Annotated in this window: 19 protein-coding genes; 11 read left to right on the top strand and 8 right to left on the bottom strand. The window is 54.4% G+C overall.

The window, feature by feature from the left end; translation table 11 throughout:
* The first annotated feature begins 72 nt into the window (after nucleotides 1-72).
* Nucleotides 73-1077 carry an ABC transporter substrate-binding protein gene (locus SH580_RS14165; protein WP_319831500.1) on the top strand — a complete coding sequence of 335 codons (1005 nt, stop codon included), beginning with the start codon at nucleotides 73-75 and terminating at the stop codon, nucleotides 1075-1077.
* A gap of 370 nt (nucleotides 1078-1447) precedes the next feature.
* Here SH580_RS14165 and SH580_RS14160 read toward each other — a convergent pair whose 3' ends face one another.
* The 5 genes from SH580_RS14160 to SH580_RS14140 all read right to left on the bottom strand — a co-directional run bounded on the left by SH580_RS14160 (nucleotide 1448) and on the right by SH580_RS14140 (nucleotide 6496).
* Nucleotides 1448-2386, bottom strand: coding sequence for an ABC transporter substrate-binding protein (locus SH580_RS14160; protein ID WP_319831499.1), 939 nt, complete (start codon nucleotides 2384-2386; stop codon nucleotides 1448-1450).
* A gap of 293 nt (nucleotides 2387-2679) precedes the next feature.
* A complete protein-coding gene (locus SH580_RS14155) occupies nucleotides 2680-4248 on the bottom strand; it encodes an amidohydrolase family protein (RefSeq protein ID WP_319831498.1) in 1569 nt (522 codons plus the stop codon).
* 58 nt (nucleotides 4249-4306) lie between these two features.
* Nucleotides 4307-5692: an MFS transporter gene (locus SH580_RS14150; protein WP_319831497.1), complete on the bottom strand. Its 1386-nt coding sequence runs from the start codon at nucleotides 5690-5692 to the stop codon at nucleotides 4307-4309.
* A 1-nt stretch (nucleotide 5693) separates the two neighbouring features.
* Nucleotides 5694-5831 (bottom strand): fumarylacetoacetate hydrolase family protein, encoded by a 138-nt coding sequence (locus SH580_RS14145; RefSeq protein ID WP_319831496.1) that lies wholly within the window; start codon nucleotides 5829-5831, stop codon nucleotides 5694-5696.
* On the bottom strand, nucleotides 5828-6496 hold the full coding sequence (locus SH580_RS14140) for a fumarylacetoacetate hydrolase family protein (protein WP_319831495.1): 669 nt from the start codon (nucleotides 6494-6496) through the stop codon (nucleotides 5828-5830). The genes SH580_RS14145 and SH580_RS14140 overlap by 4 nt, the downstream gene beginning before the upstream one ends.
* Nucleotides 6497-6654: 158 nt before the next feature.
* Between SH580_RS14140 and SH580_RS14135 the strand changes: the two genes are divergently transcribed.
* The 3 genes from SH580_RS14135 to SH580_RS14125 are packed head-to-tail and all read left to right on the top strand — an operon-like array spanning nucleotide 6655 to nucleotide 9903.
* Nucleotides 6655-7914, top strand: a complete 1260-nt coding sequence (locus SH580_RS14135; RefSeq protein ID WP_319831494.1) for an amidase — start codon at nucleotides 6655-6657, stop codon at nucleotides 7912-7914.
* Complete coding sequence (locus tag SH580_RS14130; RefSeq protein ID WP_319831493.1) at nucleotides 7899-8897, top strand: bile acid:sodium symporter family protein; 999 nt, start codon at nucleotides 7899-7901, stop codon at nucleotides 8895-8897. Before SH580_RS14135 ends, SH580_RS14130 begins: the two co-directional genes overlap by 16 nt.
* On the top strand, nucleotides 8884-9903 hold the full coding sequence (locus SH580_RS14125; protein ID WP_319831492.1) for an acetamidase/formamidase family protein: 1020 nt from the start codon (nucleotides 8884-8886) through the stop codon (nucleotides 9901-9903). The genes SH580_RS14130 and SH580_RS14125 overlap by 14 nt, the downstream gene beginning before the upstream one ends.
* 141 nt (nucleotides 9904-10044) lie before the next feature.
* Here SH580_RS14125 and SH580_RS14120 read toward each other — a convergent pair whose 3' ends face one another.
* Entirely contained in the window at nucleotides 10045-10932 is an 888-nt protein-coding gene (locus tag SH580_RS14120; protein WP_319831491.1) for a carbon-nitrogen hydrolase, read from the bottom strand.
* A 59-nt stretch (nucleotides 10933-10991) separates the two neighbouring features.
* The gene (gene hisG, locus SH580_RS14115; RefSeq protein WP_319831490.1) at nucleotides 10992-11873 is read right to left on the bottom strand and encodes an ATP phosphoribosyltransferase; all 882 of its coding nucleotides are present in this window, start codon (nucleotides 11871-11873) and stop codon (nucleotides 10992-10994) included.
* 150 nt (nucleotides 11874-12023) lie between these two features.
* Here hisG and bcp point away from each other — a divergent pair, with 150 nt between their 5' ends.
* Together bcp and SH580_RS14105 are read left to right on the top strand one after the other, a co-directional pair.
* Nucleotides 12024-12497 carry a thioredoxin-dependent thiol peroxidase gene (gene bcp, locus SH580_RS14110; RefSeq protein WP_319831489.1) on the top strand — a complete coding sequence of 158 codons (474 nt, stop codon included), beginning with the start codon at nucleotides 12024-12026 and terminating at the stop codon, nucleotides 12495-12497.
* 4 nt (nucleotides 12498-12501) lie between these two features.
* Nucleotides 12502-13239 (top strand): response regulator transcription factor, encoded by a 738-nt coding sequence (locus SH580_RS14105; protein WP_319831488.1) that lies wholly within the window; start codon nucleotides 12502-12504, stop codon nucleotides 13237-13239.
* A gap of 87 nt (nucleotides 13240-13326) precedes the next feature.
* Here the strand turns inward: SH580_RS14105 and SH580_RS14100 are convergent, their stop codons facing one another.
* The gene (locus tag SH580_RS14100; protein WP_319831487.1) at nucleotides 13327-14463 is read right to left on the bottom strand and encodes a substrate-binding domain-containing protein; all 1137 of its coding nucleotides are present in this window, start codon (nucleotides 14461-14463) and stop codon (nucleotides 13327-13329) included.
* 128 nt (nucleotides 14464-14591) lie between these two features.
* Between SH580_RS14100 and xylA the strand changes: the two genes are divergently transcribed.
* From xylA to SH580_RS14075, 5 genes are all read left to right on the top strand, one after another.
* Nucleotides 14592-15896, top strand: coding sequence for a xylose isomerase (gene xylA, locus SH580_RS14095; RefSeq protein ID WP_319831486.1), 1305 nt, complete (start codon nucleotides 14592-14594; stop codon nucleotides 15894-15896).
* Nucleotides 15897-16017: 121 nt separating this feature from the next.
* A complete protein-coding gene (locus SH580_RS14090) occupies nucleotides 16018-17568 on the top strand; it encodes a xylulokinase (protein ID WP_345786229.1) in 1551 nt (516 codons plus the stop codon).
* Nucleotides 17569-18213: 645 nt separating this feature from the next.
* A complete protein-coding gene (locus tag SH580_RS14085; protein WP_319831484.1) occupies nucleotides 18214-18894 on the top strand; it encodes a metallophosphoesterase in 681 nt (226 codons plus the stop codon).
* Nucleotides 18895-18927: 33 nt separating this feature from the next.
* On the top strand, nucleotides 18928-19479 hold the full coding sequence (locus tag SH580_RS14080) for an isochorismatase family protein (protein WP_319831483.1): 552 nt from the start codon (nucleotides 18928-18930) through the stop codon (nucleotides 19477-19479).
* Nucleotides 19480-19502: 23 nt separating this feature from the next.
* Entirely contained in the window at nucleotides 19503-20666 is a 1164-nt protein-coding gene (locus SH580_RS14075; protein WP_319831482.1) for a MalY/PatB family protein, read from the top strand.
* Nucleotides 20667-20840: the final 174 nt, after the last annotated feature.

Raw genomic sequence — 20840 nt, 5'->3', positions numbered from 1 at the left:
CATTAGCTAAACTCTCCAGGGCGGACGGATTATTCCGTCCGCCCTTTTTTTATTGAATCTCACTCCAACCAAATGATGAATAAAACACAATTAATTACCTCCCTTAGCCTCTGCGCGGCCTCACTTGTTGCATATCTGGGATGCTCAGAAAAAGCAGATAGCAGCGCGCAAGATGGCCTATTCCCGCTCTCCATCCAACTCGACTGGGTGGCCGAACCTGAACATGGCGGACTCTACACGGCCAAGGCACTCGGCTACTTTGAAGAGGAAGGCCTTGACGTCACTCTGGTTCAAGGAGGCACGGGCTCCTATTCACTCAACAAAGTGGGCGCCAACATCGCTCAAGTCGGCCAAGCTGACAGCACCAGCGTAGTCATGGCGACTGCCAATGGCGCCCCACTCATCAACATCGCAGCCGTCTTCCAGCAAGATCCTAGCGCCATGATGCTGCACGCCAGCAACCCGATCACTGAATGGAAGGAACTCGACGGGAAAACCATCATGGCTCGCCCGGAATGGCCCTTCCTTCCGTATGTGCAAAAGCAATACAATATCACGCTCGAAGTGATCCCGCAAAACTTTCAACTCCAGCGCCTAATTCAAGATCCGAGTTTCATTCAACAGGGCTTCTACATCGCGGAGCCATTTTACGTCGAACAGCAAGGTGTCGATCTCAAGTATCTTTATGTATGGGACGCGGGCTTCGATGCCTACACCTCGCTCTTCACCAACAAACGCTTTGCGCGCGAGCACCCAGAAGAGCTCAAGGCCCTACTACGCGCGCTCAAGAAAGGCTATATCGAATATGTCGAAGGCGATCCGACACCGGCGCACGAGATCATGTTAAAGATCAACCCCAAGGTGACGCCTGAATACTTAGCCTGGTCTCGTAATCAAATCATCACCGAAAAGCTACACCGCGGCAATCCGAGCGCAGGCTTCTTTGCCGATTACCTGGAAATCACAGCCGAACGTTTCCAGAAGCAGATTGATCAATTGGTGGAACTCGAAGTCATCGAAGCAGATACAATCACAGCGAAAGATGTCATGACCGCAGAGTTTTTACCGAGCGAGTAGAGGCGAAGCATCGTGGCGTGTTCGCTCAGCGGACGTCTGCACTTGATCAGTCAGCCGAGTCATCAGCCCCTTCGGGCATGACAAGCGTACGCAACCTAAAGCAAAGCCTTTATTGGTAGGGGTTGCCTTGCCATGGCGTCCGTTCAACAAGGAGGAGCGCTGAACCATCCACGACCCGACGATTTTCGGACTCAATGCGCGAGCGGACCTCTCGGCGAGAGGTCCCCACCTCCACACAAATATATTCTAGCATATTTATGAGACAGTTTCCAAGCGAGCACAGCAACCTCAAGCAACGTACATCATGACAGACGTGCGTGCCCGCTTGCTGGATGCCTTCGTAAAAATCAGCCGAAGTGAGATGTAAATCTCACTTCAAATCTGAATAGGAAAATTCCAAGAACTTATCTAAATCGATCGCCTGCTTAATCATACCTGTCTCTAGGTAGTTTTTTTGCATCGCCGCCCACTTAGCCTTGGTCATCGATAAGGTGTGATGGCCCTCTTTCATGACAAATGGCTTTAATGCCTTAGCCTGGACGGGCACCATGGCTGCGTCAACTTCCTCACTGGCATAGGGTCCATTCACTATCAAAGCAGCAATTTCGGGCGCTCTCATGGCACGCTCCCAGCCAGCAGCCGAGGCCGCGACAAAGGCCTTTGCGACTTCAGGATGGGCCTCCACATATTTGCGGCTACTGTAGATCACCATCGAATACATCGGCATGCCCAAGTCTTCAAATAACAGAGTCCCCACGGGCTGATCCGTCATGGATTGTAATCGCAGCATTTCATCAATCGCATAGCCTTGATGGAGGTCCACCGATCCATCCAACAAGGTTTCGATTTTATGCTGCACTTTGACGGGCTCGACGGAGCCCTCCGGTAGGCCGGCGGCGGCGACGAAGAACTTAAACAGCTCATCCGTGTAGGCATGAATGCCCACTCGCTTTCCCTTTAAGTCGGCGGCGCCTTCGATGCCACTTTCCTTTAAATAAATATAGCCCGCAGGGCTCTCACGTAGAACAGCTCCCAACGCCACTAAGTCCGCGCCGTTGGCCACTGCATCCATCAAAATATAGGCCTCGGCGGTGCCGAAGGTCACCTTGCCGGAGCCCACATCTTCAATAAAATCAGTGCCATACTCAAATGGACTGAAGCTAAAGTCTAATCCGTGCTCGGCATAAATACCGCCCACGTCGGCCCAGAAAAATCCAGCAAACTGAGCATTGGAGAACCAATCTGCCTGGAAGGTTACGGGCGTCAGTGCAGACGTCGCGAGATCTTCTGCTGATAATTCAGAATGCATCCAGCAGGAGCACAGGCCCAACAATAGCATCGAAAAATGAGGTGATAATCGAATCATGCCAGCAATTAGCAGGAAGAATGACAATTAGGCGTGCCTGAAAAAAATGCGCTGCGTTAGTAGGTCAAGCACCCGTCTAAAGGATTGATCACGCGCCCCTACAGCCTCAGTAAGTATTTGGCTCGATCTGTAATGACCAGAGCAATCGTCGTGCACATCCTCCTACGCTAAAGCGACGACGAACGTGCCGGCCAAGAGCTCAGACAGGACCAATAACACCCTTTCAACTCCTCTCCCTACTCGACTTCCTTCGGCTTTCCGTAAGTAGGATGCTCGTGATCTTCGGTGAAGTGCTTCTGATCTTTATATTCGGTCAACCCGCGAAAGATGGGGCCTTGATCCATCACACTCGGATCTTGTGCCGCATGGTCGGCATCGACCTTCGCCTGCACCAGGGCCACGCGGCGCGTGACTTCGTTCTTGGTTTCCTCGTAATCGACTTGGGTAAATTCACCACGTTCCACCACGGCTTCCCCCGCAACGAATACGGTTTCCAAATTCGCCACACTGCAGGCGAGCACAACGTGTTCAATCGGATTAATCACTGGGCTGGTTTCCATACTACGTGGATCAATCAAAATCAAATCGCCCCACTTGCCCACTTCGAGACTACCGACTTGCTCCTCAATCCCCAGCACACGCGCGGTGCCGATGGTATGATAGCGCAGCACATCGATAGGCATCATAATAGTCGCATCCTGATACTTCATGCGTGTGGCATAGAGTCCCATGCGCATATTTTCAAAAGGGTCCGAAATATCGGCACTCGCTTGCCCATCGATCCCCATACCGACTTCAATGCCCATCTCTTCGTAATGCGGAATATCTGCAAGCCCGGATGCTAAGCGACCATTCGAAAGCGGGTTCCAGACCATCGTGGTACCGGACTCGCCCGTACGTTCCAGAATCGGATCCGTCACATTAATGAAGTGTGCAAAATTCAAATTCGCCCCCATCATCCCAGCTTCATCATAAACGGGAAATAGGCCTTGCTGAATCTTGGTATAATTTGGCTCGGGATCTTCCAAGTAGTGCACTTGAATCGGCAAATCAAATTCCTTGGCCAGCGACATCTCCATCAAAGTGCTCTCGCGCCCATTCAAAAGCCCTAAGCCCGCCATCCACACAGCAGGCACGCGCGGATGCGAAGCATCGATCCCCTCTTCTTTAATAATCTCCAGGTAGCGTTCCAGCATACTGTGATTCTCTTCAGCGCTCTTATCTAGGTCGACTCCATAGCCGAAGATGATGCGCGCCCCCGAATCGAGACTCCCACGGTAAAGGTCGACATACTCGTCAACAGTATTACCCCCTGCGTTCAAGGTCCAATCATAGATCGTAGTGATCCCGTGCCCTAGATAATCCATCGCGCCGTGCTTAGAAAACCAATACAAATCCGAAGCATCATAATGCGGACCATAAGTGCGATGATAGCAATAGATCCAGCCCATCAAATTATGATGCGCACCAATTCCGCGAAATGGGCTTTGATACAGATGACTATGCCCCGACAAAAAGCCTGGCATCACAATCTTACCCGTGGCATCTATCGCTTGCTCCGCACTCATTGAATCTGGCGCCTGCCCCGCCCCCACCGAAGCGATCTTGCCCTCTGCGTCGATCAACACATAGCCGATCTCATAATAACGACCGCTACCGTCGACAGGAATAATAGTTGCATTCTCAATCAGCAACTTAGCCTCAGCCTCAGCTGCCGAAGCACTGGTTAAAGCGCCGAATGCAAGCGGCAGCGACAGAGTCAGCGCGAACAAGCGCGCAGCGGATGTGTGATGGTGTCGAATCATAAAACTCAACGTGCAGACTTCATGCCGAAACAGGGAACGGCTGCGAAACATCAGTTTTTTACTCGGGCTTATTACTCGGGCCCGAGCTAGGCCGTGCGGGGGGCTCCACCATATTAATAAAAGTGACTAAATAACGGAAGGGTCGCACCAGCATACCTTGCCGTGGCATTGCTTCTTCAGAACTCGGCGCACTTTTAATTTTCATGTAGCCCTTCAACAGTACCAATTGCAAGGCGATCGCCAAAGCAAAGTAGATCAAAAAGCGATGGGTATCAATCAAGCCACTCTCAGAATCCTTTAGCACCATGCCCCATCCTGTCGAAGCCAGACCTCCAATAAAACCAACCACCGCACTGAACAAAGTGACCGACAAGGTGCGCTCACTTGGTCGGCACACATGCGAGAGGTATTTATTGGTGGCCGTCTGAAAACTGGAAACGGCAAAGCCCACCAACAAATAGACCAGCGGCAAGGCCATCTCCAATCGCCCGGGGAAGAGTATAATCAAGAGCCAATAAATTTGAAATGAGATGGTCGCCAAGTTGGACAAAACAAAGAATGGTTTCGAGCCCAGGCGGTCGATCCACTCTTTAATCACCAATGCCGCACCAAACATACCCACAAACTGGAGCGCCATAAGCGCCAGAATATAGCTCTGGCTATAGTCCAAGGCAGTCTTCAAATAATAAACAGAGAAGGGAGTAAAAGCGTATCCAGCAACTCCATACGCCACCTGCAAGCGCAAGAAGCGCCGGTAGTGACTCGGCCTGAAACATAGCTTCGGCGCACGGCTAAAAAAGTGCCGTAGTGGAATCACCACGGGGCGACGCCCGTCGGGCAAGTTACGTAAGAAGCACAGGCTAACGACGGCTGCAATTAATGTCAGTGTGAACAGCACTCGAAACGCATTGTAAGGACTCAGTAAATAAAATAATAAACTACTGAGTAACAGAGTCAGCACGCCCGCCAACCCCACCACCAGGGCATCCGTTGCGAAATAGCGCCCACGTATCCGTTCAGGCAAGATATCAAACATCCAAGGCAGCATAGCAGTCGCGCCGATAGCGCGAAAAAAACAAAAGCCAAAGATGGATGCGATAAAGAGCGTCAGCACCCAATCCGGCGGCTGCTCTGGCGCCCAATATACAATCGTGACAGGTACAACCAAAAAGAAGCCACGAATGCCCCAAGCCCAAAGAATCTGACGCCGAAACCCTAGGATGGGCAGCAAGGCGGTGGAAGCGAGCTGGACCGGAAGAAGCAAAAACACGGCCGCGTAAATCAAGCCCACCTGTGTCGTGCTTGCTCCCAATTTCTCACACAATAGCACCATCGGCGTCCCCAGCCCAATCATCCAGACAAAGGCATTCGCGAAGCCAAAATAGGTGCCCTTCCGATACTGCCCCAGCTCGGAAAGCTTTAGATAATCGTATTTAGAAGGCACTTTAAGTCACCTCTTCGATCACCGTATTCTCCAGGCGACCGATCCCTTCAACTTCGATAACAACTTGATCGCCCGCTTGCAGAAAACGCTGCGGCTTACGCGCCACGCCAACTCCTGTGGGCGTGCCCGTTAAGATCACACAGTGCCCGGCGCCAAGGTGGTGCTGCCACTCAGGAATACAATTAAATCGGCAACGCTAAAAATCATATCGCTGGTATTCGAGCACTGCACTTCCTCGCCGTTGAGCTCGGTTCGAATCTGCAGCGCATCCGGATCTCCAATCTCATCTGGCGTCACTAAGACCGGCCCCAATGGGCAAAAGGTATCAAAAGTCTTGCCCTTACACCACTGACCACCGCTGTAGATTTTTTGCCAATCGCGCGCGCTTACATCATTGGCGGCGGTATAGCCGAGCACATGCTCCAACGCATTCGCCTGAGTGGCGTTTTTACAAGTCTTACCGATCACAATCGCAAGCTCGCATTCGTAATCAACCGAATCGCTCGGCAAATAGCGCGGCAGAACAATTTGTCCGCCAGGTGCCAACAGTGCAGTGGGACTTTTCATAGTCACTACAGGATGCTCGGGGATCGGCTTATCCATTTCAATCGCATGCGCTCGATAATTGAGGCCGATCGCATATACAGTCGTCGGCTCAACTGGCGCCAACAAGTCAGGATTCGTGACGACTTGATCAGTCTCGACCAAACCAGATAGCGGCGTGCCGCTACAGACTCTATAGCCTTCTGGCTTTAGGATTGCATAGCGTGGTCCATCGGGAGTTATAATTCGGCTTATCTGCATAGTCGCATCAATATGGGTTCATACATAGATCGCGACAAACAGCATTTAGAATACCATATTGAGCAAACAAGCGACTTCGCGAGCTTTTCGCTCCAGTATGACTGATTGGCATTCAATTTGCATTCGCTCCGCGTCACATGCATGCAATCTTAACATAAATGAAGGCCTTAAATCTAGACGAATGGCAATCGCTTTGCGAGGTCGACACGACAGCCTGGCGACAGACAGTTCACAACAACCTATCTGATTGTATTCGAATAACCGATACAAGAGTATTCAGCGCCACAATACCAGAAAGTATAGAATCTGCCATAGAGAAGACCGCCCCATTAGCAGGGCTGCCCTATGCTGTAAAAGATTTATTCGATACACGGGGACATCCGACACATGCCTCATCAATTCTCCCGCCTCTACTGAAGCACCGCCCTAGCAGTGATGCGCAAATCGTGCAACACATGCAAAGTTTAGGCGCCAGCTGCGTGGCCAAAACACAGATGAACGAATTCGCCTATGGCCTCTCTGGTGAAAACGCGCACTATGGGGACTGCCCCCATCCTCGCATCCAACACTGTCTCAGTGGTGGCTCCAGTAGCGGATCGGCCCATGCAGTTGCGGCGGGCTGCTTACCACTCGCATTCGGCACGGACACTGGCGGCTCCATTCGACTGCCCTCGGCATGGTGCGGCGTCTACGGCATACGCTGGGCACCCGACTACTTCATGCAAGGAGCCCTACCACTGGCGTCGAGTTTTGACACGATGGGTTGGTTCACTCGCACGGCACCGGAAATGGCCACAGTCTTAGCAGCCTGGTTTCAACTAAAGACCGCCCCCACTCGATGGCAGCCCTTGCGCGGTGCAGCACTGTTTCCGGAAGACTTAGTCGCGCCTGAAACGCAGCGTGCGCTGCTGCAATTCAGCCAAAAGGCGCAGTTGCACACCAACGAAGACCTCCGTAGTCTAAGAGCCTTACTGGAACCTTGCCAGCGTGCATTCAATGTGCTGCAAAGTCAGGAGGCCTACACTTTACACAAAGATTGGCTGGAACAATACGGTTCCTACTATGATCCGGTCGTGAAAGAGCGTATACTAAGAGGACAGGCTTGGACAGAAACCGAAATTTACGCAGCCCAGCACACACTCGAGCGTGTGCGCGACTGGTTTAAACATTACTTCAAAACGCACGACTACCTTGCCATGCCGATCTGCCCCGGCCCTGCGATCCCAGTGCAACAAGCGACGCCCAAACTGCGAGAGCAGACACTCCAACTCACCACCCCGGCGAGTTTGGCCGGCCTCCCCGCGCTATCTGTTCCCGTATGGATCGACTCGGAACGGTCTGTCGGCATACAGTTCATATTTAATAATGTCGACCCCAGCGTGCCCTTAGCCCTACTCGAAGTATGCAAAAACACTTAAAAAAGCACGCATTCACACTCTGGCTCTTACTCGGTGTGGTGCTAGCCATTTTATTCCCAGAGCCTGGCGCCAAGGGAGGCATCCTGCATGCTGAATTGACCACTAAAATCGGGGTCAGCCTCATTTTCCTACTCCAAGGACTCTCGCTGCCCACCAGTGAATTAACCACAGGCTACAAGCCTAAGCGTTTGCACACATTCGTGCTGTCGTGGAACTATCTATTATTCCCACTCGTAGTCGGCTTACTACTGCTTCCGCTCGCCTTAATCTTACCTGAGGAGCTACGCTTAGGCTTTTGGCTACTCGCGATTTTACCCACAACGGTATCCTCCGCGGTGGTCTTTTCCACAGTATCAGGGGGCAACACCGCAAATGCCATCTTTGCCACAGTCTTTTCTAACCTGCTCTCAGTCTTACTAGTTCCAACTGTGGCAGTCACCTATCTAGCCACCGAGACCGAGGCCAACATCTCACTTATTCCCTTATTCACAAAGTTATTCACACTCATTATTCTACCACTCATTCTAGGGCAAATATTCCGCAAGGCTCTACCAGTCCTCTCCGCTAGCATCTGTAAAATCACTAAGCCCTGGAGTAACTGGATCATTATTTTCATCGTTCACTGCGCCTTTGCCCAAAGCGTCCGCTCCGGCTTTCTGGATGGGCTCAGCGGTGGCTCAATTCTCGCAGTGATCGGCAGCACCGTGTTTGTCTTACTACTAGTCAGCCAACTCGTTTGGTGGAGCTCAGCATGGCTCAAACCGACACGTGCACAACGCATCTCCGCATTTTACTGCGCCAGCCAAAAGTCGCTCGCCACCGGATTACCATTGACCACATCCATCCTGGCCGCCGCGCCCGGCACAGTCGATGCCGCCGCGGTCTTAATTCCATTAATGTGCTACCACCCCGCCCAGCTGGTGCTCGCCGGCTTTATTTCCGGCAGATTTGCCAAAGAACCTACAGAAAATGGCACTCAATGAGCTGCCACCTGTTCCCAGAAAACGCACCGGCACGCTCTCACCTGCCAGTCACCCACACCGCCCAACAACCACTTTTATGCATACCTTAGACAAATCAATCACCTATAATGCCTGGGACAACAGCATCGCCCCACGCATTGAAATCGAATCCGGCGACAGCATTCTCATTGAGATGGAAGACTCCAGCGACGGCCAAGTGCATCCCGGGCAGTCACTCGAAGACTTTGTTAAAATTAACTTCGATCTGATCCATGCACTCACCGGCCCCGTCGCCATCAAAGGCGCTCGGCCCGGCGACACCTTAAAGATCGAAATCCTCGAATACATTCACAAAGGCTGGGCCTGGCAGAGCATCAATCCCGAGAAATGCTTCCTACCCGACGACTTTGACGACTTTTACCTACACCACTGGACACTTGAAGGCGACAAGACCCACAGCATGCCAGGCATCGAACTCGCACTACACCCCTTTTGTGGCATCCTAGGCGTGCAACGTGCCGAGTCCGGCTCTTACCGCACACGCCCCCCCGGCCCCTATGGCGGCAACATGGACGTCAAGCACCTCACCGCAGGCAGCACGCTCTACCTGCCCGTATTAGTCGAAGGCGCTCAACTCTGCGCAGGCGACGCCCATGCCGCGCAAGGCGACGGCGAGGTCTCCATCAACGGCCTCGAAGCGCCCATGGATGTGAAACTACGCATCAGTATCGACCAAGAGGTTTCAGTCGACGCACCCTATATCTACACCACGCCGGACCTATCGCCAGCCGCCTACGCCGGCTCGCGCTACCACGCCTTCGTCTGCAGCGGTCCCGACTTAAAACAGAATGCACAGGACGCAGTCCGCCGGGCGATCGATTATATAATGAAGCGCGCCAACCTGTCAGCCGAGCAAGCTTTCTTAGTTTGCTCCGCGGTATTAGACTTAAAACTCAGCCAAGTCGTCAACGTGCCCAACCTCACGGTGACTGGTTATCTACCCGAAGCCATATTTGTCGGAGTTTGAAACCAGCGAGCCTGCCGCGTCAGATGAACTGGTGACTCTTTTGGCTAGAATCAGGATTTCATAATGAACTGCTTTTCTTTGCAGAGCCGGATTCAGAAAACAGCTGATAAAAACCCAGCGGGCTCGCGGCTCGGCGAAGCGCTACTCGTCGATCATTCGCTTCGTAACGTCGGCATAACTATCGATGCGGCGGTCGCGGAAGAAGGGCCAGATGCGACGCATATCCTCCAGCGCCTTTAAATCACAATCGGCCATCAAGATATACTCGTTCTCGACCGGTGCGCGCTCGACGATTTGCCCATAGAAATCGGCGACAAAACTTTGCCCCCAGAACTCGGTATCTCCCTCGATTCCTGTGCGGTTGACCGCAGCCACATAGCAACCATTCGCCACCGCATGCCCTCGCTGAACCATTTCCCAGGCAGTATGCTGAGCGACTCCCAGCTCGGCTTTCTCCTCGGGCAGCCAACCGATTGCGGTCGGATAAAAGATAATTTCCGCCCCGGCAAGCGCTGCCATCCGAGCGGCTTCGGGATACCATTGATCCCAGCAAATCAATACCGAGATTCTACCAAATTTGGTATCCCAGACCTTATAGCCAAGGTCGCCCGGCGTGAAATAGAACTTCTCCTCAAACCCCGGATCTTGCGGGATGTGCATCTTGCGGTACTTCCCTAGATAGCGACCATCGGCATCGATCACCGCCGCCGTATTGTGATACACGCCCGCCGCGCGACGCTCAAAGAGCGACGCGACAATGACAACCCCCAGCTCGGCCGCGACGGCTTCGAGCGCCTCTGTTGTCGCTCCGGGAATGGGCTCCGCCAGATCGAAGAGTGCCGTATCCTGAGTGCGGCAGAAGTAGGGTGTATTAAACAACTCCTGCGTGCAGATAATCTGTGCCCCGACTGCAGCCGCCTCACGGATACGCGCAATCGTATATTCGAGATCGGCCGCAGCACTGCCCTGCTCACGCCCTTGAATGAGGGCAATACGGACTTTGCGCGGACTGGTGTTGGACGGACTCATTCGAAATAAAAAATTAGCAAATAAACTCAGGGGCGCGATGATTCGCGCCCCCAAGCAAACTAGAAAACAACTTTGTTGAGCGGATACTCAATAATACCTTCGGCGCCACGCTTCTTCAGCTCAGGGATGATCTCACGCACAACCTTCTCATCAATAATGGTATCAATCGCGACCCATGCCTCGTCGGTCAGACGATTTATAGTCGGATTGCGCAGTGCAGGTAGATCGGCCAGCACATCGTTGAGCTTGGACTTTTCGATGTTAAGCTTCAGACCGACCTTGCTATTCGCTTCCAATGCGGCTTGCAGCAGCATGGCAATACTCTCGATCTTCTTACGCTTCGCTGGGTTCTCCCAAGCAGCCTTGTTAGCGATCAAAACAGTATTGGTATAAAGTAGAGTGTCGACAATACGTAGATTATTGGCGCGGATCGAGTTTCCAGTCTCGGTCAAATCCACAATGGCATCGACAAGATCAGGCACTTTGACTTCGGTGGCTCCCCAAGAGAACTCCACCTCGGCATTCACGCCGTTGTCCTTCAGGTATTGACGCGTGATATTCACCACCTCGGTGGCGATACGCTTTCCTTCCAGGTCCTTGACCGTCTGCACGGGCGAAGCTGCAGGCACTGCAATGATCCACTTCGAGCGCTTATTGGAGGCACGGCTATAAACCAGACTGCACACTTCGACCACATCGGAGTCATTCTCCCGAACCCAGTCTTGACCAGTCAGACCACAGTCAAAATAACCATGCTCCACATAACGGCTCACTTCTTGGGCGCGCACGAAGCGGCCGTCCAACTCTTCGTCGTCAATCGACGGACGGTAGGAGCGGGAACTCACAGAAATATTGAAACCCGCTTTACCAAAAAGTTTGATAGTTGAGTCTTGTAGGCTGCCCTTAGGCAGACCGAGCATGAGTAATGGCGTATTTTCCATAGCCGCAAAAGCTGAGGCAGGACGATTCAGGCACAAGATTAAATTTTGCAAAAGCACAGGTCTTTGCGCTTGGACAACACAAATAAGTAATTGTAAAAGGCCTATAAGTGAGTAGTTTTTACATTCTGAAGAGAACTTTTCACACGAACAATGGGCAAACCAACACCACTCGAAGCCGGAGATAAGGCACCTAACTTCCATTTTATGGAAGACGAACAAACATATACACTCGAGGACTTAAAACAGCCTTGCCTCCTCTATTTCTACCCGAAAGACGACACTCCGGGCTGCACCAAAGAGGCCTGCGCGATTCGCGACGCATGGAGTGAATTTGCCGCGGCCGGGCTCAAAGTCGTCGGAGTCAGTCAGGACGACGAGCGCTCTCACAATAAATTTCAAGAAAAGTATAGCCTCCCCTTCCCCCTGATCGCCGACACAGAGCTTGAACTGGCGCACGCCTATGGCGTCTATGGAGAAAAAAAATTCATGGGCCGTATCTACGACGGCATCCATCGCATGTCCTTTCTGATCAACACCAACGGAATGATCACGAAAGCCTATCACAAAGTAAAACCGGAAGCCCACGCGAGCGAAGTGCTCGCCGATCTAGCGGCACAATCATAATACGATGAACCAGACACCTAAGCCCCTCATCATTATCGCTGAAGACGATAAAGATCTCGCTATGCTGATCGCGACCCAGCTTGAAGTCGCCGGCATGTTAAGCCAGATATGTCACGAAGCCTCCCACGTAGAGCGCTTCTTGAAAAACAACTTCGCGAACTTAATTTTGCTCGACGTGCATCTGCCCGACGACACTGGCTTCAATCTAATGAGCGACCTTCGCAACTCAGGAAACACCACACCCGTGATCTTCCTGACCGGCGAGAACGATGAGGTCAAAAAGGTGAAAGCGCTCGAAATGGGAGGCGACGATTACATCACTAAGCCCTTCGGCTTTCCGGAGCTAATCGCCCGCATCAACGCAGTGCTGCGCCGCGCCGAAACCACCAACGACGGCAACATCACACAAAACGCCTCCATCACCGACAAACCATTCGAATTCTGCGGCGCTGAAGTCAACCCGCAGCGGTTGGAAGTCACCTTCCCCGACGGCGCCACCGAAAGTATCGGCCGTAAAGAATTAGGCATCTTCGCCTATCTGGCGGACCATCCAAATGCGGTGCTCACACGTAAAAATTTAATCCACTCCGTCTGGGGCATCCACGCCGACGTGCGCAGCCGCTCGCTGGACCAATACATTGTTAAGATCCGCGAGCTCTACAAGCGCCACGACTTGACCCTCGACTCCTTCCGCACCGTGCATGGCGTCGGTTATATCTACGATGTAAAAGTGCCAGAATAGGCGGGAGTTCCGCCTTCAGGCGGCCTGAATCAGCAAGCCTCTGGATACGAGAGCGCCTAAAGGCGGGACTCCAACCCAAGCAAACCGCTACTGGCGACTCCTGCGAAAACTCGAAGGCGCCTCACCGGTCACGCGCCTGAACACCACCGCCATGCGTTCGGCATCGTTGAAGCCGCACAGCTCCGAGATTCGACCAATTGGGTGATTCGTTTCAGCCAAGAGTTGCTTGGCCTTTGCCACACGCAAGCGGCAGAGCATCTCCCAGGGCGTGCAGCGGTAAAACTCCTTAAACTTGCGTTCCAAACTACGGCGCGCGAGTCGCAACTCATCGCACATTAGGCCCACGCTGATCGAGTCCTGCATGCGCTCCGACAGGTAGGACATCGCGCGACGCAATTGTGGATCATCCACCAGCAGGTGGTTGGCCGAATGCCGCAATACCACGCCGCCTGGCGGCACCAGAACCGGCTCTGTACTTGCCCGCCAAGAGGCTCCTGGAGCCAACAGGTCCTGCATCGACTGCCCGACCAAGGCACCGATCGCATCCCAGGGGATCGATACGCTCGACAACATCGGGTAACTCAAACCACAAACTAAATCGTCATTATTCGCTCCGATCACAGCCACCTGCTCTGGCACTGAAATATCCAATTGCTGACAAGTGCTACACAGAAAGCGTCCCAGCGGATCATGCACCGCAAAAATACCAACTGGCTTCGGTAAGGACTCCAACCAGCGCCGGAGCCCGACATTCGGAGCGACAAAGTGCTCACTGTAACGCGCATCCTCAAACGCGGTCTCCGTGTGCACCGAAACAGGCGAGTTCACCGACTGCACAAAACCATCGATTCGCTGCCCCGAATACGGCGTGCCATTCCCCAAACAAGCGAAACTACGATAGCCCGCCTGCTGAAAGGCCTCGGCCGCCGCTGCGCCCACCGCATGGTCATCCACATCAATACTGACCACACCGGGATAAATGAAATCGGTATCTGCGATGACCGTCGGCACATCCAAGCTCAAAAGCGCCTCCGTCACCTTCGGCAACCATTCAGTGATCAAGCCATCCGGCTGCAAGCTGCGTAACAAATCCAACAATTCGTCAATCGGCCGATGAATACTGACGATGCGAAAGTCCTGTTGCCGACGCACAAACGGCATCAACGACGGCGTCAAGCGACGCAAAAACACCTCCGACATCACGATCGCAATTTGTTGATTCATTATCAAATGATCCAACAACAAGCCATGGCGCAAATCAACAGAATATAATCGCAATTTGCGGTTTCGCCAGCTGAGTCATGCATGTTATTGTATGTAGCTCAACACGTTAATCTACACCTCCATACACCATGCAATATTTCAACTGCGACAAAATCCAATTCGAGGGCACGAGCTCTAAAAACCCGCTGGCCTTCAAGCACTATAACCCGAGCGAAATTATCGCGGGGAAGACCATGAAGGAGCACCTCCGCTTCGCTGCACCTTACTGGCACGTCATGCGCAACGAGCTCGCCGACCCCTTCGGCGCAGGCACCGCCCAAATGCCTTGGGACGATGGCTCCAACTCCGTCGAAAACGCCGTCGCACGTGTCGACGTATTCTTTGAATTCCTCGAAAAAATCGGCATCGACTTCTACTGCTGGCACGACCGCGACATCGCGCCCGAACTCGGCGATCTGGCGGCTTCCAACGCCGCACTCGACGCCGTCGTCGCCAAACTCAAAGCCAAGCAACAGGAAACCGGCGTGCAACTTCTCTGGGGCACCGCTTGCCTATTTTCCCACCCGCGCTACTCGCAAGGCGGCGCCACCTCACCCGACGCCAAGGTATTCGCCTACGCCGCCGCACAGGTAAAAAAGGCCCTCGAATGCACCAAAGAACTCGACGGGCTCGGATACACTTTCTGGGGCGGCCGCGAAGGCTATGCCACCTTACTCAACACCAACATGAAGCGTGAGCTCGATCACCTCGCCGCCTTCCTGCACATGGCAGTCGATCACGCGGACAAGATCGGCTTCGACGGCCCCTTCTACATCGAGCCCAAGCCACGCGAGCCCTCCACCCACCAATACGACTCCGACGCCGCGGCCTGTCTCAACTTCCTGCGCGAATACGGCCTCATGGACCGCTTCAAGCTCAACATCGAGACCAACCACGCCACCCTCGCAGGTCACACCATGGAGCACGAACTCACCGTCTGCCACAACGCTGGCATGCTCGGCAGCATCGATGCCAACCGCGGCGACGAACTGATTGGCTGGGACACCGATCAATTCCCCACCGACATCTATCTCACCACTCAAGTCATGCTGGTCGTGCTCGAAATGGGCGGATTCACCACCGGCGGCCTCAACTTCGATGCCAAACGCCGCCGCGAGTCTCACGAGCCAATTGATCTCATGCACGCCCACATCGGCGGCATGGACGCCTTTGCCCGGGGGCTCAAAATCGCGCACGCCATCCGCGAAGATGGCCGCCTCAAAGACTTCGTCGACGCCCGCTACGGCAGCTTCGACAAAGACATCGGCGCCAAGATCGAAGCCGGTGAAGTCGGCTTCGAAGAACTCGAAAAATACGCCCTCAGCAACGGCGAGCCCACCCTAGCCAGCGGTCGCCAGGAAATGCTGGAGAACCTGTTAAACGAATTCATCTAGTCTATCGTAGGGGCTTCACTTGTGACGCCCGCGTCGTGTCGGCTACTTTGGACCGGCGGGCGTGACAAGTCGCGCCCCTACGCCCTCCCAACTCCCCCACTGCCGCGAAGCGGCCCCCGCCATGCTTTCACTCGGCCTAGATTCTTCCACCCAAAGCTGCTCCGCCATCGTCATCGATACGGAGACACAAACCATCGTCGCCGAAACCTCCGTCAATTTCGGCCAACGCCTGCCGCATTACAACGCCCCCTCCGGGTTCATCCCCGACGGTGCCGCCGGCGAAGTGCATGCCGACCCACGCATGTGGCTCGATGCACTCGAACTGCTATTCGAAGAACTCAAAGACCAATGCGAGCTCGCGAAAATCGCCGCCATCTCCGGCGCAGGTCAGCAACACGGCTCCGTGTATCTCAACGATCAATGGCTCAATGCCATCGACACATTAGATGCCTCCGAAAGCCTCTCCGCCCAGATCCAGCCCTGCCTCGCGCGCAGAACCGCCCCCATCTGGATGGACACCTCAACCGGCGCAGAATGCCGCGAAATCGCCGCTGCCCTCGGGGGCGACGAAGTCGTTTGCGCCAAGTCCGGCTCCATCCCCATCGAGCGCTTCACGGGCCCACAAATTCGCCGTTTCTATAAAAACGATCCCGCCGGCTACGCACAAACCGCCCACATCCACCTAGTCAGCTCCTTCCTCTGCTCCGTGCTCTGCGGAGCCGACGCCCCCATCGACACCGGCGACGGCGCTGGCATGAATCTACTCAACATCCACACTTGGGACTGGGACCCCGAACTGCTCGCCGCCACCGCGCCCGAGCTAGGCAAACGCCTGCCCGACGCCGCTCCCGGCAACACCACCGCTGGCCAAATCTCTGAATATTTCGTCGAAAAATACGGTTTCGCCCAAGGCACCCCGATCACCCTCTTCACCGGCGACAACCCCAGCAGCCTCGTCGGCATGGGCGCCAGCCGCCCCGGAAAAGTCGTCCTCTCGCTGGGCACTTCCGACACCTTTTTCGCCGCCATGCCCGGCGTCGTCGCCGACCCGCAAGGCTGCGGCCACGTTTTCGGCAACCCCGCCGGCGGCTCCATGTCCTTGCAGTGCTTCGTCAACGGCTCCCTCGCCCGCGAAGCCGTCAAAGACAAATTCAATTACGACTGGGACCAATTCACCGCAGCTTTCAACAAAACTCCCGTCGCCAACGACGACCAAGTCATGCTGCCCTTCTTTCGCCCCGAGATCAGCCCCCGCATCGATCTAGCAGCCCCCATTCTTAAAGGCAGCGAAGCCTTTGAAAATTGGCAAGACGCCGACGCCGCCATCCGCGCTTGCGTGGAAGGACAATTTATTAACATGAAGCTCCGCAGCGACTGGATGCAATTACAGCCCGAAGTCATCTACCTGACCGGCGGCGCGTCCCAAAACGATGCCATCGCCCAAGTCGTCGCCGATATTTTTCAGGCCAAAGTACAACGCCTCGCCGTCAGCAGCTCGGTCGCGCTCGGCGCCGCACTGCGTGCCGCCAGCCACACACTCGGCCTCAACCTACACCAGCTGGAAAGCCAATTCTGCCAGCCCGAAGCCGGCAGCACCATCGAACCCCAAGCCGCAATAGACAGCTACCAAACAGCCACCGCAAACTTCTCCGCCCTACTAGCAAAAAGCTGAGGACAGAGATCAGAGGGCAGAGAACAGATGCCAGCACCCAAGGCCATTATCGAGCCGTAAGCGAGCTTATCCACAACTGCTCCGACTGGCGTCACATCCCTACCAAAGAATATAAATCAGTAGCGAACTTGCGCAAGCAAGGTCGAGCCGTAATCGAGACTAACCGACTACCGACCTGACTGCCGTCACATCTCTACCGAAGAATATGAATCAGTAGCGAACTTGCGCAAGCAAGGTCAGGACGTAATCGAGACCAACCGACTACCGACCTGACTGCCGTCACATCTCTACCGAAGAATATAAAATCAGTAGCGAACTTGCGCATGCAAGGTCGAGCCGTAATCGAGACTAACCGACTACCGACCTTGCCGTCACATCTCTACCGAAGAATATGAATCAGTAGCGAACTTGCGCAAGCAAGGTCGAGCCGTAATCGAGACCAACCGACTACGGACCTGACTGCCGTCACATCTCTACCGAACAATAAGAATCTGTAGCAGCACAAGGTTTACCGCAGCTTTTCTCTGATCTCTCCGACCTCTGTCCTCCGACCTCCGACCTCCGAATTTAAAGGCCACTCAGCTGCGAAAACGTTCGAATATACTTGCAGCCCAGTCATTGGGCTCAAACGCTCAGTAGCTGACTATGCAAAGAACAATCGCGATCGGAGATGTGCACGGCTGTGCCGATGAATTCGAAGAACTCCTCGAAGCCCTCGAGCTTACCCCCAAAGATCGGGTGATTCAGGTCGGCGACTTAGTGAACCGTGGCCCCGACAGCCGTCGTGTCATCGAACTGGCACGCCAATACAATGTCGAAGCGATCGTCGGCAATCACGAACTGCGCCTGCTGGAAGCATGGCGCAACAACAAGCCCAGCCTGCTTAAAGACTACGACCGCCCCACCTTCGAGCAACTCACCGAAGACGATTGGCTCTACCTCGAAGAAATGCCCAATGTGCTCTACGATGCCAAAATCGAGACAGTCTTCGTGCACGGAGGCTTCCTGCCCGACATACCTTGGCAAAAACAAGCACTCGAAATCATCACCACCATCCAAGTGATCGATAAAAAAGGCAACGCCGCCAAACGCTCCGACGCCCCCGATGCGCCCCCCTGGGCCGACACCTGGCGAGGCTCTCCCTTTGTCGTTTATGGCCACACGCCCCGCCCCAATGTGTTAGAGCGCCCCGGCTCCATCGGCATCGATACCGGCTGCGTTTACGGCGGCCACCTGACCGCCTACACCATCGGCGACCAAACACTCACCCAAGTCCGCGCCCGCAAAGCCTACGCCCATAGCAAACGCCTCCCCGACCCCATCTAATTCCAATTTCCTAATTTCCAATTCCCAATTCTCATGTCCGATCCAAGTAATCACCTAGGCCTACTACTCATCGACTTTCAGGATGTATTCCTCAAAGCCATGCCCGACCGCGAACGCCTCCTGAAGCGCACCACCTTCGCCGTCAAGGCAGCGGAGCTCCTGGGCGTGTCCATCGCCGCCACCGAGCAATTACCTGAAAAATTAGGCTCCACCACCGAAGCCCTCAGCAGTATCTGGGACGTCAACACACCCGTCTTCAACAAAAGCGCCTTCTCCGCCCTCGAAGCTGAAGGACTCCACCGCTGGATCGAAGCCAATCAAATCGACCACTTACTCATCGCCGGCATCGAGACTTCCATCTGCGTCTACCAGAGTGCGATCCAAGCCCTCGGTGAGGAAATCGGCGTCACCCTGCTCAGCGACTGTATCAGTGAACGCCGCCCCGAAGACCGCGGCCCGGTCTTGGAGCAACTACTCGCCATGGAGGCCCACGTGCTGCCCAGCGAAACCATCTTTTACAGCCTGCTCGGCAGTGCCGATCACCCACAATTCAAAGCTTTCACACAACTCGTCAAAAACGCATAAGCGCATCGGCGCATCCACTTACCTTGAACACAGCAAACTACAATTTCGACACTTGCCCCGATCGCACTGGCTACGGCAGCCTCAAATGGGACAAATACAAGGGCCGCGACATCTTACCGCTCTGGGTCGCCGACATGGACTTCACCACCGCGCCCGAGATCATGACTGCCCTGCAAGCACGCCTGGATCACGGTATCTTCGGCTACACCATCCCTTACGACGCGCCCGTCGAAGCGGTGCTCAATTACCTGCAAAACCAACACGGCTACAGCGCCAAAGCTGGCTGGCTCAATTTCCTGCCCGGTCTGGTGCCCGCCATTAACTTGTGCTGCCACGCCTTCACCGAGCCCGGCGACTCCGTGATGACCGCCACACCGGTCTATCCCCCCTTTCTATCTGCGCCCGACTACGCAAACCGCGAACTGATCAAAGTCCCTCTCTGCCTCAATGCCGACGACCAATGGACGCTCGACATCGAGGCGATGGAAGCGGCGGTTCAGCCAAACACCAAGATCTTCGTGCTCTGCAGTCCGCACAATCCCGTCGGCCGCGCATTGACCAAAGAAGAGCTCACCGCGGTCGCCGATTTCTGTGAACGCCACGATCTAATTCTAATTTCCGACGAGATCCACTGCGACCTCGTCTTCGACGAAGACGCCAAGCACACTGTAACCGCCACCCTCAGCGAACGCGTCGCGCAGCGCACCGTCACCCTGATGGCCCCCAGCAAGACTTATAATCTGCCCGGGCTCGCCTGCGCCTATTCCGTAATCGAAGATCCCAAGCTACGCGCTCAATTCCAAAAAACCATTCGCGGCATCATCACCGAGGTCAACTGCTTCGGCTACGCCGGCATCACCGCCGCCTACAATCACGGCGAGCCATGGCGCCAAGAGCTGCTCACGTATTTGCGCGGCAACTACAATCTGATCTACCAATTCATTCAAAACGAACTGCCAGAGATCACCTTCCGCCCCATGGAGTCCACTTATTTAGCATGGTTTGACGTCAGCAAACTAGGCCTCAAGAATCCCGTCGGACACTTTGAAAAGCACGGCGTCGGCCTCAGCGACGGCACTCCCTTCGACGGCCCACAACATTTGCGCCTAAACTTCGGCTGCCCCCGTGCCCGCCTGGAAGAAGGGCTCGCCCTAATCGCCAAAGCCGCGAAAGCAAAAGAGGCCTAAGGCAGAGTTCGAAGTTGGAAACGTCGACATCAGAGACGCAGCGTTTATGCTGGGGCTGAGTATACTGTTGCTACCATTCGCCTTCAGCCAACGATCGATCTCACGCGTGGAAGGCTGCATTTTCCTAAGCATATACGGACTCTATTTGTATCTGCTATGGCCGAAGCCATTCTA

Origin of the sequence: Coraliomargarita algicola, assembly GCF_033878955.1 — a bacterium.
Classification (GTDB): Bacteria; Verrucomicrobiota; Verrucomicrobiia; order Opitutales; family Coraliomargaritaceae; genus Thalassobacterium; species Thalassobacterium algicola.
The sequence above is the reverse complement of the archived record's forward strand: the minus strand, read 5'-3'. Positions and strand labels throughout refer to the sequence as shown.